The sequence below is a fragment of the Streptococcus danieliae genome, assembly GCF_009767945.1.
Classification (GTDB): domain Bacteria; phylum Bacillota; class Bacilli; order Lactobacillales; family Streptococcaceae; genus Streptococcus; species Streptococcus danieliae.
Genome location: NZ_WSRS01000042.1, coordinates 1 through 15,210, shown reverse-complemented (window position 1 = coordinate 15,210; position 15,210 = coordinate 1). Strand labels below are relative to the sequence as shown.

The 15,210-nt window shown below is 44.8% G+C and carries 16 protein-coding genes and 1 pseudogene; 14 read left to right on the top strand and 3 right to left on the bottom strand.

From position 1 onward, the window contains the following. The 4 genes from E5983_RS05555 to E5983_RS05540 form a co-directional block, all read left to right on the top strand. Positions 1–1,338: glucose PTS transporter subunit IIA (locus tag E5983_RS05555; RefSeq protein ID WP_160332902.1), on the top strand; the 1,338-nt coding region annotated here is incomplete at its 5' end. A gap of 39 nt (positions 1,339–1,377) precedes the next feature. After that, on the top strand, positions 1,378–2,808 hold the full coding sequence (locus E5983_RS05550; protein ID WP_160332901.1) for a 6-phospho-beta-glucosidase: 1,431 nt from the start codon (positions 1,378–1,380) through the stop codon (positions 2,806–2,808). Between the two features lie 146 nt (positions 2,809–2,954). Next, entirely contained in the window at positions 2,955–3,098 is a 144-nt protein-coding gene (locus tag E5983_RS05545; protein ID WP_160332904.1) for an ABC-2 family transporter protein, read from the top strand. Between the two features lie 530 nt (positions 3,099–3,628). Next, positions 3,629–3,835 carry a Blp family class II bacteriocin gene (locus tag E5983_RS05540; protein WP_160332903.1) on the top strand — a complete coding sequence of 69 codons (207 nt, stop codon included), beginning with the start codon at positions 3,629–3,631 and terminating at the stop codon, positions 3,833–3,835. Between the two features lie 160 nt (positions 3,836–3,995). On the opposite strand, the pseudogene E5983_RS05535 reads toward E5983_RS05540, so the two are convergent. The 3 genes and pseudogenes from E5983_RS05535 to E5983_RS05525 form a co-directional block, all read right to left on the bottom strand. Further along, positions 3,996–5,042 (bottom strand): annotated as a pseudogene (locus tag E5983_RS05535) (LLM class flavin-dependent oxidoreductase). A gap of 198 nt (positions 5,043–5,240) precedes the next feature. After that, a complete protein-coding gene (locus tag E5983_RS05530) occupies positions 5,241–5,549 on the bottom strand; it encodes a DUF3270 family protein (RefSeq protein ID WP_160332900.1) in 309 nt (102 codons plus the stop codon). Positions 5,550–5,678: 129 nt separating this feature from the next. Further along, positions 5,679–5,990, bottom strand: coding sequence for a YolD-like family protein (locus tag E5983_RS05525; RefSeq protein ID WP_160332899.1), 312 nt, complete (start codon positions 5,988–5,990; stop codon positions 5,679–5,681). A 145-nt stretch (positions 5,991–6,135) separates the two neighbouring features. On the opposite strand from E5983_RS05525, the gene E5983_RS05520 reads away from it, so the two are divergent. From E5983_RS05520 to E5983_RS05475, 10 genes are all read left to right on the top strand, one after another. Beyond that, positions 6,136–6,348 carry a YdbC family protein gene (locus E5983_RS05520; protein WP_160332898.1) on the top strand — a complete coding sequence of 71 codons (213 nt, stop codon included), beginning with the start codon at positions 6,136–6,138 and terminating at the stop codon, positions 6,346–6,348. Between the two features lie 14 nt (positions 6,349–6,362). Beyond that, positions 6,363–7,559, top strand: coding sequence for an efflux RND transporter periplasmic adaptor subunit (locus E5983_RS05515; RefSeq protein ID WP_160332897.1), 1,197 nt, complete (start codon positions 6,363–6,365; stop codon positions 7,557–7,559). Beyond that, a complete protein-coding gene (locus tag E5983_RS05510) occupies positions 7,543–8,238 on the top strand; it encodes an ABC transporter ATP-binding protein (protein ID WP_160332896.1) in 696 nt (231 codons plus the stop codon). The genes E5983_RS05515 and E5983_RS05510 overlap by 17 nt, the downstream gene beginning before the upstream one ends. After that, a complete protein-coding gene (locus tag E5983_RS05505) occupies positions 8,238–9,503 on the top strand; it encodes an ABC transporter permease (RefSeq protein WP_160332895.1) in 1,266 nt (421 codons plus the stop codon). Before E5983_RS05510 ends, E5983_RS05505 begins: the two co-directional genes overlap by 1 nt. Before the next feature lie 466 nt (positions 9,504–9,969). Then, positions 9,970–10,707, top strand: coding sequence for a UMP kinase (gene pyrH / locus E5983_RS05500; RefSeq protein ID WP_160332894.1), 738 nt, complete (start codon positions 9,970–9,972; stop codon positions 10,705–10,707). A gap of 3 nt (positions 10,708–10,710) precedes the next feature. Then, on the top strand, positions 10,711–11,268 hold the full coding sequence (frr, locus tag E5983_RS05495; protein WP_160332893.1) for a ribosome recycling factor: 558 nt from the start codon (positions 10,711–10,713) through the stop codon (positions 11,266–11,268). Between the two features lie 52 nt (positions 11,269–11,320). Then, positions 11,321–12,193 (top strand): RNA-binding virulence regulatory protein CvfB, encoded by an 873-nt coding sequence (gene cvfB, locus E5983_RS05490; RefSeq protein ID WP_160332892.1) that lies wholly within the window; start codon positions 11,321–11,323, stop codon positions 12,191–12,193. Next, the gene (locus E5983_RS05485; RefSeq protein WP_160332891.1) at positions 12,186–12,401 is read left to right on the top strand and encodes a YozE family protein; all 216 of its coding nucleotides are present in this window, start codon (positions 12,186–12,188) and stop codon (positions 12,399–12,401) included. The genes cvfB and E5983_RS05485 overlap by 8 nt, the downstream gene beginning before the upstream one ends. A 61-nt stretch (positions 12,402–12,462) precedes the next feature. Then, on the top strand, positions 12,463–13,443 hold the full coding sequence (locus E5983_RS05480) for a PhoH family protein (RefSeq protein ID WP_160332890.1): 981 nt from the start codon (positions 12,463–12,465) through the stop codon (positions 13,441–13,443). 75 nt (positions 13,444–13,518) lie between these two features. Beyond that, positions 13,519–15,042 (top strand): amidase family protein, encoded by a 1,524-nt coding sequence (locus tag E5983_RS05475; protein WP_160332889.1) that lies wholly within the window; start codon positions 13,519–13,521, stop codon positions 15,040–15,042. The last annotated feature ends 168 nt before the right edge of the window (positions 15,043–15,210 follow it).

Below are 15,210 nucleotides of genomic sequence, written 5' to 3'. Positions count from 1 at the left end.
TCCTTACAATTCCTTGTCCGATTAATACACACATTCAAACTCTGCTTTGGAGTTTACACAAAATTCTTGACACACCCGCTTCCAACTGGAGGCTACTACTCAACTGTTCTTCCAGCAATTTTAGCAGTTTGGATTGCCTCTTATATTGAAAGAGGAGCTCGAAAACTTATCCCAGACGTGGTCAAATTGTTTTTAGTCCCCTTTGTGACCCTGTTGCTAGCAGTTCCAGTGACCTTCTTAGTGGTTGGTCCAGTTGGGAATGTGTTATCCGATGCCTTGAGCTGGTTCTTCCAGTTTATTATGGGTATCAGTCCGGTGCTTTACGGAGTTGTACTGGGTGGTTTCTGGCAAGTGATGGTGATGTTTGGGATGCATTGGGCGATTGTTCCCTTGGCCATTGTCGAAACGGCTAGTCAAGGCTTTTCGGCAATCTTGGTGCCAGCCCTCTTCCCTAGTTTTACACAGGTGGGTGTCCTTTTAGCCATTGTGCTGAAAAGTAAAGAAGCCAAGGTGAAAAGTCTTTCCTTACCTGCTCTTATTTCCGCTATTTTTGGGATTACAGAGCCAGCAATTTACGGAATTACACTGCCTATGCGTACCCCTTTTATTGTGAGCTGTATGGTGAGTGCCCTTATTGGTGGCTATGTAATGTTTGCAGGAATTGTTGCTTATTCCGTTGGCGGGCTTGGTATTTTTCTTTATCCATCCCTAATCGATACAAGTAACGGAAGTATGTCTGGTGTTATCTCTTCCATCATTGCTTCAGTAGCAGCTCTGGTGATTTCTTTTGGGGCTCAGATGGCTCTGCCAGTTGCCAACCTCTATGGTGATGGAGTCCTTGAGGAAAAAGAAGATGAACCGATGTCGCTGCTCAAGGAAATTCAGCAAGAAATTGTTGCTAGTCCACTTGAGGGGACAATCCTGTCCCTAGCTGATGTTCCTGATCCTGTTTTCGCATCAGGAGCTATGGGAAAAGGACTTGCGATTGAGCCCAGTCAAAATATTCTTTATGCCCCAGCCAAGGGAGAGATTACCTTACTGTTTCCAAGTAAGCATGCTCTTGGAATGAGGACAGAAGATGGGGCGGAGATTCTCTTTCATATTGGCATGGACACCGTTTCCTTACAAGGAGCAGGTTTTGAAAGTTTTGTCGAAGTCGGCGATCGAATCGAGGTTGGTCAAAAACTATTGGCCTTTGATATTGAGAAGATTCGGGAAGCTGGTCTTCCCGTTACAACGCCTATTATCATTACCAACACCTCTCTCTACAAGGATATTCTTGTCAGCCAAGAAAAGGCTGTCCAGGTTGGGGACTACTTATTGACAACGGTTCGTTAAGGAAAGAAACAATTAGATAAAAGTAAAGGAGTAGTAGCAATGACACGTTTTCCAAAGAATTTTTTATGGGGTGGCGCAACAGCTGCCAACCAGTGTGAAGGAGCTTATAATGTGGATGGTCGTGGCTTGGCCAATGTTGATGTCGTTCCTGTTGGAGAGGAGCGCTTGGCAATTATTACCGGTCAGCGGAAAATGGTTGATTTCGAGGAGGGCTATTTCTATCCAGCCAAAGATTCTATTGATATGTATCACCACTACAAGGAGGATATTGCGCTTTTTGCGGAGATGGGGTTCAAAACCTACCGTCTGTCCATTGCATGGACTCGGATTTTTCCGAAAGGCGATGAAGTTGAGCCAAATGAAAAAGGTTTGGAATTTTATGAAAAACTCTTCAAAGAGTGCCATAAATATGGAATTGAACCTCTGGTCACCATTACCCATTTTGACTGCCCAATGCATTTAATTGAAGAGTACGGAGGGTGGCGGAATCGTAAAATGCTGGTGTTTTATGAACGACTATGCCGAACGCTATTTGCTCGTTATAAGGGCTTGGTCCGCTACTGGTTAACCTTTAACGAAATTAATATGATCCTTCACGCCCCATTTATGGGGGCAGGTCTCTATTTCGAGGAGGGTGAAAACCAGGAGCAAGTCAAATACCAAGCTGCTCACCATGAATTAGTAGCTTCTGCCATTGCCACCAAAATTGCCCATGAAATTGATCCCGAGAATAAGGTGGGTTGTATGTTAGCTGCAGGCCAATACTACCCAAATACCTCTCACCCAAGAGACTATTGGGCTGCTCTTCAAGAAGATCGGGAGAATTATTTCTTTATTGATGTCCAGGCGCGTGGAACCTATCCTAATTACGCCAAGAAGAAATGGGAACGGTTGGGAATTGATGTCAAAATGACTGATGAAGATTTGGACTTGTTGAGAGCCTACACTGTTGACTTCATTTCCTTCTCCTATTATTCTAGCCGAGTTGCATCGGGAGACCCAGAGGTTCAAGAAAAAACAGAAGGGAATATTTTTGCTTCTCTCAAAAACCCTTATTTGGAATCTTCTGAATGGGGTTGGCAGATTGACCCACTAGGTCTTCGAATCACCTTGAATGCCATTTGGGATCGTTACCAAAAACCGATGTTTATTGTAGAAAACGGACTTGGTGCTATTGATAAACCAGATGAAACTGGCCATGTTGCAGACGATTATCGCATTGATTATTTGCGCAAACACATTGCAGCCATGAAAGATGCCATCCTTGAAGATGGCGTTGAACTCCTAGGCTATACCACCTGGGGCTGTATCGACTTAGTTTCAGCTGGAACCGGTGAAATGAAGAAGCGCTATGGATTCATCTACGTGGATCGGGATAACGAGGGTCGGGGAAGTCTTAAACGTTTCAAGAAAAAATCATTTGACTGGTATAAACAAGTTATCGCAAGCAATGGTGAAGACCTAGATTAGGCCTGCTCCGGATCTTTCAAAAATGAAGCGACCGAAGATTTATTGGGTCAGGAGCTGTGTGGACCATCTTTTGTTTCCACGCAGCTTTTTTATTTTTGCCCCCAATATTCTTTGCTTGCTAGCTCTAAAAGTGCTAGAATAATCTTATAAGAAAACGCTTTCTCGACAAAGATTTCTACTTTGTCATTCCCTTCGCCTTTACCGCCTACTATCCCGCTTCCTACTTTTTGACCGGCAAAAATCCCCTTTTTACGATTGGAGGCCTTATCCTTACCATTGGGAACTTTTGAGCGACCGTTTGAGACATTGGTACAAGATTTTAGGTGCTAGGTGGTAGAATAAGAGTACTAAATGTGAAAGGTAATGGCGATTCTAGTGCTGTGTCTCTCGATTCAGAAAGTGAGGAATTTTAGATGAAAAAAGTGGTTGTTTTTATAGGTATTATATTGTTCTTGGTTCGTATTTTTGAGAATTACTTGCACCTTCAGTCCCCTCTTGGGCTTGTACTTAATACCTTCGGACTGGTTTGTTTTCTCAGTTTGTTGAGAGCGATGATTAGGAAGGGAAATGGGATTGCAAAATAAGTTGACGGATAATTCAATTTGAGAATTTTTGTGGAGTTTTCGAATAAATAATTGGAAGGGATTCTTAGTGTTATAGGTACATTATGATTTCTTCTGTGCTGATTTTAGATATCTTCAAATGGAGTTATCTAGCTTTTTTTCTTAGTCACCTAGTTTTTCAGAAATTTTATGGGACCCGGATTTCTGCAGACGGATTAGGTGGAGCCATTACTGAGGAGGTTTTCCAAATGATGAATATGACAGATGTGGAACTGATTGAAGTTATTGGTGGAAACTGGGTACAATGTGGACTTGGTACAGTTGGTGGTGCACTAAGTGGTGCAGTACTAGGAGCTGGCGCTGGGACAGTTGCTCTCCCAGTTGTCGGGACAGTATCTGGAGCAGCTGCCGGTTTCTGGGGTGGTGGAGCAACAGGAGCAGCTCATTTCTGCTTTAATCCCTAATCATTCATCCCCACTATAAAAATCAGGTGAAATCGTTGATAATCTAAGGATTCCGCCTGGTTTCTTTGTCTCACCCAATGGGTGAAAATCAAAAACTTCTAGAAACCTTGATCTATCAGGGATTCTGGAAGTTTTTTAGTTATCTATGAATAATTCGGGATTATTTGTCTGCGAAATAAGCGCGTACTTTAGGAGCGACTTCTTTTCCGAAAAGCTCGATGGCTTTGAGGACGTCTTCGTGGGGCATGGAGCCGAGTGGGAGGTGGAGCATGAAGCGGTTGAGGCCGAGTTCTTCAATCATCTTGATCAGTTTTTCAGCGACCTGATCGGGGTTACCGACAAACATCGCTCCGTCTGGTCCTACTTGCTGGAGGTATTTGTCGTAGCTGAGTGGGGTCCAGTGTGGTCGATCTTTGGAGATGGCATCGACGACTTGTTTGGTTGGGTGGAAGTAGCGTTTGCGGGCTTCTTCGCCGTCTTCCATGATGAAGCCTCAAGAGTGGGCAGCAACTTTGAGGTATTGGTCCTTGAAGCCATTTTCTTTGCCGATGGTGCGGTAGGCATCGATAAGAGGTTTGAAGTAGCTTGGTTGGCCACCGATGATGGCGTAGACAATTGGTAGTCCCATTTGCGCAATTTTAACAGTGGATTCAACGTTACCACCAGTGGCTACCCAGATAGGGAGTTGTTTTTGGACCGCTCTTGGGTAGATTTCACGGTGATCAATGCTCTGGGTGTGATGGCCCTTCCATTTTAGTTTGGTTTCTTGGTTAGCATAGAGGAGTAGATCTAATTTTTCATCAAAGAGGTTGTCATAATCCTTGAGGTCTTGGCCGAAGAGGGGGAAGGATTCGGTAAAGGAGCCGCGGCCGGCCATAATTTCGGCGCGTCCGTTGGAGAGGGCGTCGATGGTTGCGTATTGCTGGTAGACGCGGATTGGATCGAGGCTGGATAGGATGCTGACAGCGCTGGTGAGACGGATATTCTTGGTATTAACAGCACCCGCTGCAAGTACAATTTCAGGTGCTGAGACGGCGAAGTCGTCGCGGTGGTGTTCCCCAATCCCGTAAACATCCAAGCCTACTTCATCAGCCACTTCAATTTCCTTGACCAGTTGGCGAATGCGTTTGTCATGTGAGAAGACCTGATTGCTGCCTTCTAGGGGAGTTGTTTCACCAAATGTTGAGATTCCGAGTTCGATTTTCATAGTAGCTATCTCCGTTGTTTTTCTTAAGGGCACCTCTAAAAACTAAATTTCTGAAAATCTAAATGTTGATTTATCAAGGTTTGAGTGATTCAATTTGAAGAAAAACTGGGGTTTTTAGAGGTGCCCTTAAATTGAAATTATTTTATCACTAGTTAGTAATAAGCGCAAGCAATTTGTTTCAAAAAATAAGGTGCGCTGTTAGCGCACCTTGGAACGGTCTTTGTAGTAATTTCGGACATAGCGACTGGCCTGCAAAAAGGCTAGACTGATTAAGATTGCCCCAGAAATTGACCAAACCGAAGCTACTTCTAGAGATAAGAAGATAAAACTAAAGAGGATGGTCATGAGCGAAAAGGTTGCGAGATTCATGTAGTAGTAGAACTCGTAGCGATTTTCGCGTAGTTCCTGGTCTTGTTCAGGGTCATATTGGGTAAAGGGTTGTTCAATGGGTTGTTGAGGATTACGGAGGACCTCTTGGTCACGTAATACATTTTCTCTTACGGGCATAATCTCTCCTTGTGTAAATCACTATATAGAATACCATATTTTCCAGACCTCTTATGTTACAAAAAGATAACAATACTAAGAAGAAATCATAAGTAGTCTGTGGTTCTGAAGTGATTGGTTTAGCTAAATCTAGTTTAGCTGACTTGATTGAATCTTTGGCGGAACAGGACTTACCCGACGGATATCTTTTAAGGGAATCATGGTTGAAATTTTATGGGGTAAGCTATTGATAATCAACTGGTTCTGATCCGGATTGATTTTGACAATAGTTCCGGTAATGTGTTTTTTACCATAGATGACTAAGACGGCTTGTTTTTGATTTTGTGCACGTTGCAAAGTCGCTTGAATTTCTGCCAGGTGTTTGTGGGACTTATTTTTACTATCCCCAGCTTCCAGAAAATCTGACATTTGCTGCTTGATGGTATCCCAAAGTGTGATCATCGGCTTCCCCCTTATTCGTTTTTCTTTTATTATACAGGTTTTAATTCTTTCTTACAATATTGTAAGAAGGAATTGTCTAAGATTCTTTAGCTTTCATGAAAAATAGTGTAAAATAATAGTATTAAAATGAAAAAGAGGGGGAGTCATGGCTGATTTTACATTTGAAATTGAAGAAAAATTACTAGTACTATCAACGAATGACAAGGGATGGACCAAGGAGCTGAATCGGGTCAGCTTTAATGGAGTACCTGCTAAATTTGACCTGCGGACCTGGAGTCCGGATCATCAGAAGATGGGCAAGGGGATTACCCTAACCAATGAGGAATTTCAGGTCTTAGTTGAAGCATTTAAGAATTAAGAAAGAGGGATACAATGAAAAAATTCTCCTTTGACAAAGGAAATCTTAGCAAGGGTAAGATTGCAATTGGAGCCGGTGCAGCGGCCTTGATTCTTGGGGTCGGTGGCATGTTATTAAATAGCTTTTCGAGTGATGTAGAGCAGACTTCATCAGGCTATCAAATTGCTAAGGTTAAATCTGGAAATGTAGCTTCCAACACTTTGTTAACAGGTCAGGTTGCAGCTAACCGGGACCAGTACGTCTACTTGGATGCTAGCAAGGGTGACCTTCAAGATGTTCTTGTAAATGTAGGTGATTATGTTGGTGTAGGGACTCCTTTAGTCCAGTACCAAAGCCAAAATGCTCAGCTAGATTATGACATTGCCCAACGAGCTGTGAACAAGGTAGACCGCCAAATCTATACTGCAGAAGTCTATGGAATCGAAGCCGCTAGTGGTTCAACTGCTGTAGGTACTGACGCTGATGGAAGTGGCTATGGTTACAGTGCAGCTACAGGAGCAGCCCAGCAAAATGCGCAAAACTCCCTGTATGATTTGTATGACAGTCGTGCGGATGCCGTAGCAGGACTTGAAAAAGCTGGTAACACCTTAAATGCCACAACGGTTTATTCAAGCATTGAGGGAACTGTTGTCGAAGTGAATCGGGATGTAGCCAAGTCAGCAACAGGAGCTGGTCAAGTCTTAGTCCATATTGTTAGTGAAGATGGTTTGCAGGTTAAGGGCGATGTGACAGAATACACCCTTCCAAACATTGCCAAGGGTCAAAAGGTTAAAATCACCTCGAAAGTTTTCCCAGGGAAGACCTGGGAAGGGGAATTCTCTTATATTTCAAACTATCCTAAAAATGGGGGTGAAAGCACTGGAGCTGCCGCTGCGACAGCAGATAGTGGTGCTAAATACCCTTATAATGTCAGTATCAATTCGGACGCTTCTGAATTGAAACAAGGTTTCAATGTCAGCATGGAAGTCCAAAATGAAGGCAAACAGACAGTTGTTCCAATCACAGCCTTGGTGACAGAAGATGAGAAACACTTTGTTTGGGTTGTCGATCAGAAGCGCAAAGCTAAGAAGGTTCAAGTAACAATCGGAAGTGCTGATGCAGAGAACCAAGCCATTACAGCAGGTTTGAAAGAAGGCGAGCAGGTTATTACCAATCCTGATGACCAAATCAAACAAGGTCAGGAGGTCGATAAGGATGGCGAATCTAATTAAAATTAGAGGACTCCAAAAGTCCTACCGCAACGGGGATCAAGTTCTTCAGGTTCTTAAAGACATTGATTTAGATGTCGAAGAAGGGGAATTTTTAGCCATTATGGGACCATCTGGTTCTGGGAAGTCCACCCTGATGAACATCATTGGCCTTTTAGACCAACCGACCAAGGGATCCTATGATTTGGAAGGCCAAGAGGTGGCTCGTCTATCAGGGAACAAGCTGGCTCATGTTCGGAATCACCAGATTGGTTTTGTCTTTCAACAATTTTTCCTGCTCTCAAAATTAACAGCCTTACAGAATGTTGAACTTCCTTTGATTTATGCAGGAAAAAACGCGCGTGAGCGCTTAAAGACAGCCAAGTATTATTTGGAAAAGGTTGATCTCAGTGAGCGGATGAAACATCTTCCGTCTGAACTTTCTGGGGGACAGAAGCAACGGGTTGCCATTGCAAGAGCCTTGGCTAATGAGCCGGCGATTATCTTGGCCGATGAGCCGACAGGAGCCTTGGATACCAAAACGGGGGATCAGATTATGGAACTCCTGACAGATCTCAATAAAGAGGGCAAGACCATTATTATGGTTACACACGAGCCGGAAATTGCAGCTTATGCAACTCGGCAAATCGTCATCCGTGACGGTCGGATCACCCAGGACTCAGCTAAGGAAGGAGGGCTCTAATGGAAACTTGGAAATTTGCCATTGCCTCTATCCGTTCCCATAAAATGCGTTCCTTCCTAACCATGTTGGGAATCATTATTGGGGTTGCAGCCGTAGTCCTAATCATTGCCTTTGGGGATGGGATGAACCGGGCCTTTACCAAGAATCTGGGGTCAGCCCAACAAAATGTTCAGATTAACTATTCGCCCATCAAGTCAAAAGATGGCAGTGGAATTGTGACCAGTCAGGAACTCTTTGATGCGGAATCGGAACTACTTGGGACCAGCATGCCTCCACAACCAGAAGTAGCTGAAAACCAGGTAGCAGACCTCCTCAATATTCCAGGAGTTACTAAATATTTGGTTTCCAACTCAACAACTGCCACAATCACTTATGAAAGTAAGGATGTGAAAGGAGCCTCTGTCACAGGGATTTCACCTTCTTATTTCAAGGCTCAGAAATACCAAGTAATAGCTGGACGGAGCTTGGTAACAGCTGACTATGAGCAATTTGCCCGTGTTGTCCTTTTGGATAAAACCCTGGCTAATAAGCTTTTTACAAATCCAGAAAATGCTTTGAACCAATTGATTAAAATTCAAGGCAATAACTACTGGATTATGGGCGTCTTTGATTATGATAAGAATGATATTACTGCCCAATATCAATATCCCAATGGTCAACTATTGATGACCAATACCCAATTGGCTGCTGAGTTTTCAGTCCCAGAAATCCAAAGCATTATTGTCGGCGTCGAAGATGTCGAGCGCTCCCTTGAAATCGGATCTGCCGCCGCTCGCCGCTTGACCGCATTGGTGAGACCCGCTCAAGGGGAATACCAGGTGATGGATGTGTCCGATCAACTCGCAAACATTCAACAACAACTGGGAGTCATCCAGATGGTCATCGGTTCCATTGCTGGAATTTCCCTCCTAGTTGGAGGAATCGGAGTTATGAATATCATGTTGGTATCCGTTACCGAACGGACGCGCGAAATCGGCTTACGAAAAGCCTTGGGAGCAACTCGCCGCAACATCCTGACTCAATTCCTCGTGGAATCTGTGGTCCTAACCCTCATCGGAGGCTTTATCGGCCTGGCGATTTCCTACGGAATCGTCTTTCTGATCGGAGACAGCCTCAACGCAGCCTTTGGCGGCCCACCCGTCATCAGCATGCAATCCGTCATCGGATCCACCCTCTTCTCCATCAGCATCGGAGTCATCTTCGGCCTCCTCCCAGCCAACAAAGCCTCCAAACTCAACCCTATCGAAGCACTACGATATGAATGAAAAACTCGTCCGGAAAACGGACGAGTTTTCAATTCAATGGAGGTTTCGCTAGAAACCCTACATATGCCCAGGAATTGGACGAGGTTTCGCAGAAGCCAAAGAAAGCCAGGAATTGAGTGAGGCTTCGCAGAAGCCAAAGAAAGCCAGGAATTGGACGAGGCTTCGCAGAATTGAACCTATCCAAGGCGGTTTTTGCTATTGTAGGGAGCAAAAAGGGGCATAGGGTGGAAACTTTTATGGGCACCTCTAAATACCTCCGTTTTTCTTCAAATTAAGTTATTGAAACCTTGATAAATCAACGTTTAGATTTTTAAGGATTGAGTTTTTCGAGGTGCCCTTATAGATTTTTGAATAAATAGCAGGAGGCTTCTGGTCTTAGAAAGACTTATATTGTAGTTATTCATCTATTTTGACTTTATGGCAATTATAGTGGTAAAATAGATAGGATGAAAAAAGGAGAGGTAAGATGGTGAAACCTAAATACAATCGTGTCTTGATTAAACTATCCGGTGAAGCCTTGGCTGGTGAACGGGGTGTAGGGATTGATATTTTAACGGTCCAAAAAATGGCAGCAGAGATTGCCGAAGTTCAGGCTGCGGGAGTGCAGATTGCTCTTGTTATTGGTGGCGGAAACCTTTGGCGGGGTGAGCCTGCTGCAGCGGCTGGAATGGATCGTGTGCAGGCAGACTACACTGGTATGTTGGGGACTGTGATGAATGCCTTGGTAATGGCAGATTCGCTGCAACAAGCGGGTGTAGATACGCGGGTCCAAACAGCTATTCCAATGAATCAGGTTGCTGAACCTTTTGTTCGGGGGCGGGCGCTTCGTCATTTGGAAAAAGGTCGGATTGTGATTTTCGGAGCGGGAACTGGTTCCCCTTACTTCTCAACAGATACGACAGCTGCCCTCCGAGCAGCGGAAATTGAAGCGGAAGCGATCTTGATGGCTAAAAATGGAGTTGACGGGGTTTATAACTCTGACCCTCGCAAAAATGCGGATGCTATTAAGTTTGATGAACTAACACACCGTGATCTTTTGAATAAGGGCTTGGCGGTGATGGATTCTACTGCATCCAGCTTATCTATGGATAACGATATTGACCTAGTGGTCTTTAATATGAATGAAGCCGGCAATATTCGCCGTGTTGTTTTCGGAGAACAAATCGGAACAACGGTTTCTAATAACTCACAGAAGGAGAAATAAGTAATGTCTAACGCAATTGTAACCAAAGCTCAAGAACGGATGAGCCAGTCTCACCAAAGTCTGTCGCGTGAATTTGCATCGATTCGTGCCGGTCGTGCCAATGCGAGTCTTTTGGACCGTATCACGGTGGAATATTATGGTGTCGAAACACCTCTTAACCAGATCGCTTCAATTACCATTCCGGAAGCGCGTGTGCTATTGGTAACCCCATTTGATAAATCATCTTTGAAAGATATTGAGCGTGCTTTGAATGCCTCAGATCTTGGAATTACTCCAGCTAATGATGGTTCTGTAATCCGCCTGGTGATTCCAGCCTTAACAGAGGAAACACGCCGTGATTTGGCAAAAGAAGTGAAAAAAGTTGGTGAAAATGCTAAAATCGCAATCCGTAATATCCGCCGTGATGCTATGGACGAAGCGAAAAAGCAAGAAAAAGCTAAAGAAATTACAGAAGATGAATTGAAGGGTCTTGAAAAAGACATTCAAAAAGTAACAGACGATGCTGTGAAGAAAATTGATGAAATGACAGCTGGAAAAGAAAAAGAAATCTTAGAAGTCTGAGTTCGGAGAAGGAGGTTGGCTGCGCCAACCTCTTTTTAACAAAGGAGAAGCTATGGAAAGTTTATTGGCGACTTATGTGGTCGGTCTCATAACAGATGAAAATGATCAGTATTATTATGTGCAAAAGGAAGGGCAGACCTATGCCTTGGATAAAGAGGAAGGTCCGCATGCCCTAGGAGATTCGGTTAAGGGCTTTACCTATGTTGATATGAAGCAGAAGCGGCGGTTAACGACGCTACCAGTAACTGCTGATCGTGATCAGTTTGGCTGGGGTCAAGTGACCGAGGTCCGTCGCGACTTGGGTGTGTTTGTGGATACAGGTTTGCCGGATAAGCAGGTGGTGGTATCCTTAGATATTCTGCCGGAATTAAAGGAACTCTGGCCTAAGAAGGGCGATCGTCTTTATATTCGTTTAGAGGTGGATACCAAGGAGCGGATTTGGGGTATTTTAGCTAGTCCAGAAGATTTTCAACGTTTGGCTCAACCGGCTTATGACAACATGCAGAATCAAACTTGGCCGGCTATTGTCTACCGCTTGAAGTTGACGGGGACCTTTGTTTATTTGCCTGAAAACAATATGTTGGGCTTTATTCATCCGACTGAACGGTTTGCGGAGCCGCGTTTGGGGCAGGTGTTGGATGCTCGGGTGATCGGTTTCCGGCAAGTCGATCGGACTCTGAATCTCTCTGTAAAACCACGGTCGCATGAGATGTTGGCCAATGATGGACAGATGATTGCCCAATATCTCCAGGCTAACGGTGGTTTTATGACCCTGAATGACAAGTCCTCACCTCAGGCTATCAAGGAGACCTTTGGTATTTCCAAAGGCCAGTTTAAGAAGGCCTTGGGAGGGCTGATGAAGGCTGGTAAAATCAAGCAAGACGAGTGGGGCACAGAGTGGATTGGGGAGGACGACCATGCGTAGATCCTTCTACCATTGGCTGATGACCCAGCGGGACTCCAAAGTCGATCTTGCAGCTGCAGAGTTGGCGGATTTGGTCTTTACCGATACCGCCTTTCCCCGCCAAAGTAGTGATTTTGACCAGATTAGCCGTTATTTGGAGGAAGAGGCCTCTTTTGCCTTTAATTTAAGCCAATTTGATCAGATTTGGGAGACTTATTTAGCCCATTGAGAAAAGACAAAGGGCTGGGAATTTGTTATACTGATAGCAAAGAAGCAAAAAGGAGAATCGTTTGCAAGAATTTTCAACTGAGTTAACCTTAAACCATCCGGATGATTTATTGCTCTTGTTTGGTTCCAACGAGCGGAATTTGAAACTGCTGGAGGACTACTTGGATGTGGTCATCCATGCGCGCACCGAACGGGTGCAGATTCTGGGTTCCGAGGAGCAGGCTTTGGAGGCTAAAGCGATTATTCAGGTCCTCCAGGTCTTGGTCAACCGTGGGATGCAGGTGGCTTTGACAGATGTTGTAACGGCCATGAATATGTCCAAGGAAGGGCGCCTGCATCAGTTTGTAGCCCTCTATGAAGAAGAGGTTTTAACCGATTTCCAAGGGAAGGCTATTCGGATTAAAACTCCAGGTCAGAAGCTCTTTGTCGATGCAGTGAAGTACCAGGATGTGGTCTTTGGGATTGGTCCGGCCGGGACGGGGAAAACCTTCTTGGCAGTTGCTCTAGCTGTGCGGGCCCTCAAGCGTGGTCAGGTCAAGCGAATTATCTTGACCCGGCCTGCAGTTGAAGCTGGAGAAAGCCTAGGCTTTTTACCGGGGGATCTCAAAGAAAAGGTTGACCCTTATCTGCGACCAGTTTATGATGCCCTCCACAAGATTTTAGGCAAGGAACAAACCAATCGTCTCTTGGAGCGGGAAGTGATTGAAATCGCACCCCTCGCCTATATGCGGGGACGGACCTTGGATGATGCCTTTGTTATTTTGGACGAAGCCCAGAATACAACGGTGATGCAGATGAAAATGTTTTTGACCAGGCTTGGTTTTAACTCAAAAATGATTATCAATGGAGATATTAGCCAAATAGACTTGCCCCACAAGCAAAGATCCGGTCTCCTGGACGCCATGGACAAGCTCAAGCATCTACAAACCATTGGCTTTATTCATCTCACAACCCAAGATGTTGTACGCCATCCCCTGGTATCTCAGATTATTTCAGCCTACCAACCCCAAGAAGTACAGGAAAAGAATTCTTCAGATGCCTAGCATTCAAAAATCCCAATCGCGCATGATTGGGATTTTTGAGCCTTGAGGAGATTTGTCAAAGATTAGGAGAACAATATGAATGTGAAAAAAATAGCCCTGTGGACAACAGGGATTCTTGTCGGTGGTGCTGCCCTTGGAGCGGGAGCTGTTTATCTCTACCTCCAGTCACTCATGCCAGCTAAGGAGGAGAGGCTGGCTTACCGCAATGAGCAGGTCCTTGCGGCCATTGACCAGCAGTTGGAAGGGGTTGATCTCGATGGTTTGCGGGCTAAGATTCCGCTGATGGAACAAAAATCTCTAGGAGAGTTACAAGAACTCTTGCGCCAAGGGACGATTCGCCATCAGGATTTGGTTGCCTATTATTTATTAAACATTAAAGAAAAAGATCAGAGCGAGTTGGGCAACAATGCGGTGAGTGAAATTAATCCAAGAGCCATGGATGAGGCTCGGAAGTTCGATGAAACCCAAGATGATCGTCTCTTAGCGGGAATCCCAGTCCTGATTAAGGAAAATATCAATACCAATAACCTGTCCACCAGCGCAGGAGCCTATGCTCTCAAAGATTTTATTCCCGCCCAAAATGCTCCCGTTGTTGATCAGCTACTGGAAAATGGCGCGATTATCTTAGGGAAGACCAATTTGTCTGAGATGTCCTACTACATGAGTCAGAAAAGTCCCAGTGGCTATAGCGCTAAAAAAGGTCAGACAACCAATCCCTTTAATCCTCTCGTATTGAGCCCTTTGGGTTCCAGCTCTGGTAGTGCCGTCGCCATGGCGACGGATTTGGCAGCAGTCAGCCTCGGGACAGAAACCTCTGGGTCCATCGTTGCTCCCGCTGCCATCAATTCGGTTGTCGGCTATAAACCGACCCGTGGTACCATCAGTGGTGAAGGGGTAGTTCCAATCACCTATACCCTGGACACCGTCGGACCCATTACCAAAACAGTGGAAGATGCCTTCCTAACCTACCGTGCGGCCACGGGTAAAACAAGCTCCCTTTCTTTGGACAAGGACTTTATCAAAGGAAAAAGAATCGGTCTCTTAAAAGCAGACAAAGACTTCGACAAACGACTAGAGAAAGTTCTGAAAGATCTTGGTGCTCAAGTCGTATCTCTCGATATTGATACAAGCAAGATTGACTTGAACTTTATCCTAAAAAATGATTTTGAGAAAGATTTAAACCACTACCTCAAAACTGCGGAAGCACCAATCGGCTCCCTGCAAGAATTGGTTGATTTCAACAAGCAGGATCCAGAAGTCCGGATGCGCTATGGTCAAAACTTCTTGGAAGAAGCCCTCCGTCCTAAGCTAGATGCTGCCAAGGTCGAAAGCATCTTACAAATCGCCCAAGACAGCCTTAATCAGGCCATGGACAATCAAAAACTGGATATTCTGGTTGCCAAAGACAATTACTATGCTCATCTAGCAGCTGGCGCGGGTGCACCTGAACTCACCGTTCCCTTCGGACTACAAGAGGAAATACCCGTCGGAGCTACCTTCTTTGCCAAAGCAGGTCAAGATGAAACAGTCATCCAGATAGCCTACAGCTTTGAACAGTTAACCCAACTCCGCGCTTTGCCGGGAGAGAAGGAATTCTAAAAGATTCACAAAAACCGGCTCTTTGTCAAGTTGTGTGGAATCCCTGAAAACTGACAGTTTTAGGCTTTTATTATTTAGCTTTTTAATAAGGGTGTTGAGATGGTTTTAACGTCAATCCGAATCCGGCTTCTTTCGAATTTCTATGAGATGCTTTCCCTGTGGTGGGGG

Excerpts from the sequence above, each read along its gene's own strand:
- E5983_RS05550 (WP_160332901.1), top strand. The coding sequence starts at position 1,378 with ATGACACGTTTTCCAAAGAATTTTTTATGGGGTGGCGCAACAGCTGCC.
- E5983_RS05540 (WP_160332903.1), top strand. The coding sequence starts at position 3,629 with ATGACAGATGTGGAACTGATTGAAGTTATTGGTGGAAACTGGGTACAA.
- E5983_RS05530 (WP_160332900.1), bottom strand. The coding sequence starts at position 5,549 with ATGCCCGTAAGAGAAAATGTATTACGTGACCAAGAGGTCCTCCGTAAT.
- E5983_RS05525 (WP_160332899.1), bottom strand. The coding sequence starts at position 5,990 with ATGATCACACTTTGGGATACCATCAAGCAGCAAATGTCAGATTTTCTG.
- E5983_RS05520 (WP_160332898.1), top strand. The coding sequence starts at position 6,136 with ATGGCTGATTTTACATTTGAAATTGAAGAAAAATTACTAGTACTATCA.
- E5983_RS05515 (WP_160332897.1), top strand. The coding sequence starts at position 6,363 with ATGAAAAAATTCTCCTTTGACAAAGGAAATCTTAGCAAGGGTAAGATT.
- E5983_RS05510 (WP_160332896.1), top strand. The coding sequence starts at position 7,543 with ATGGCGAATCTAATTAAAATTAGAGGACTCCAAAAGTCCTACCGCAAC.
- E5983_RS05505 (WP_160332895.1), top strand. The coding sequence starts at position 8,238 with ATGGAAACTTGGAAATTTGCCATTGCCTCTATCCGTTCCCATAAAATG.
- pyrH (WP_160332894.1), top strand. The coding sequence starts at position 9,970 with ATGGTGAAACCTAAATACAATCGTGTCTTGATTAAACTATCCGGTGAA.
- frr (WP_160332893.1), top strand. The coding sequence starts at position 10,711 with ATGTCTAACGCAATTGTAACCAAAGCTCAAGAACGGATGAGCCAGTCT.
- cvfB (WP_160332892.1), top strand. The coding sequence starts at position 11,321 with ATGGAAAGTTTATTGGCGACTTATGTGGTCGGTCTCATAACAGATGAA.
- E5983_RS05485 (WP_160332891.1), top strand. The coding sequence starts at position 12,186 with ATGCGTAGATCCTTCTACCATTGGCTGATGACCCAGCGGGACTCCAAA.
- E5983_RS05475 (WP_160332889.1), top strand. The coding sequence starts at position 13,519 with ATGAATGTGAAAAAAATAGCCCTGTGGACAACAGGGATTCTTGTCGGT.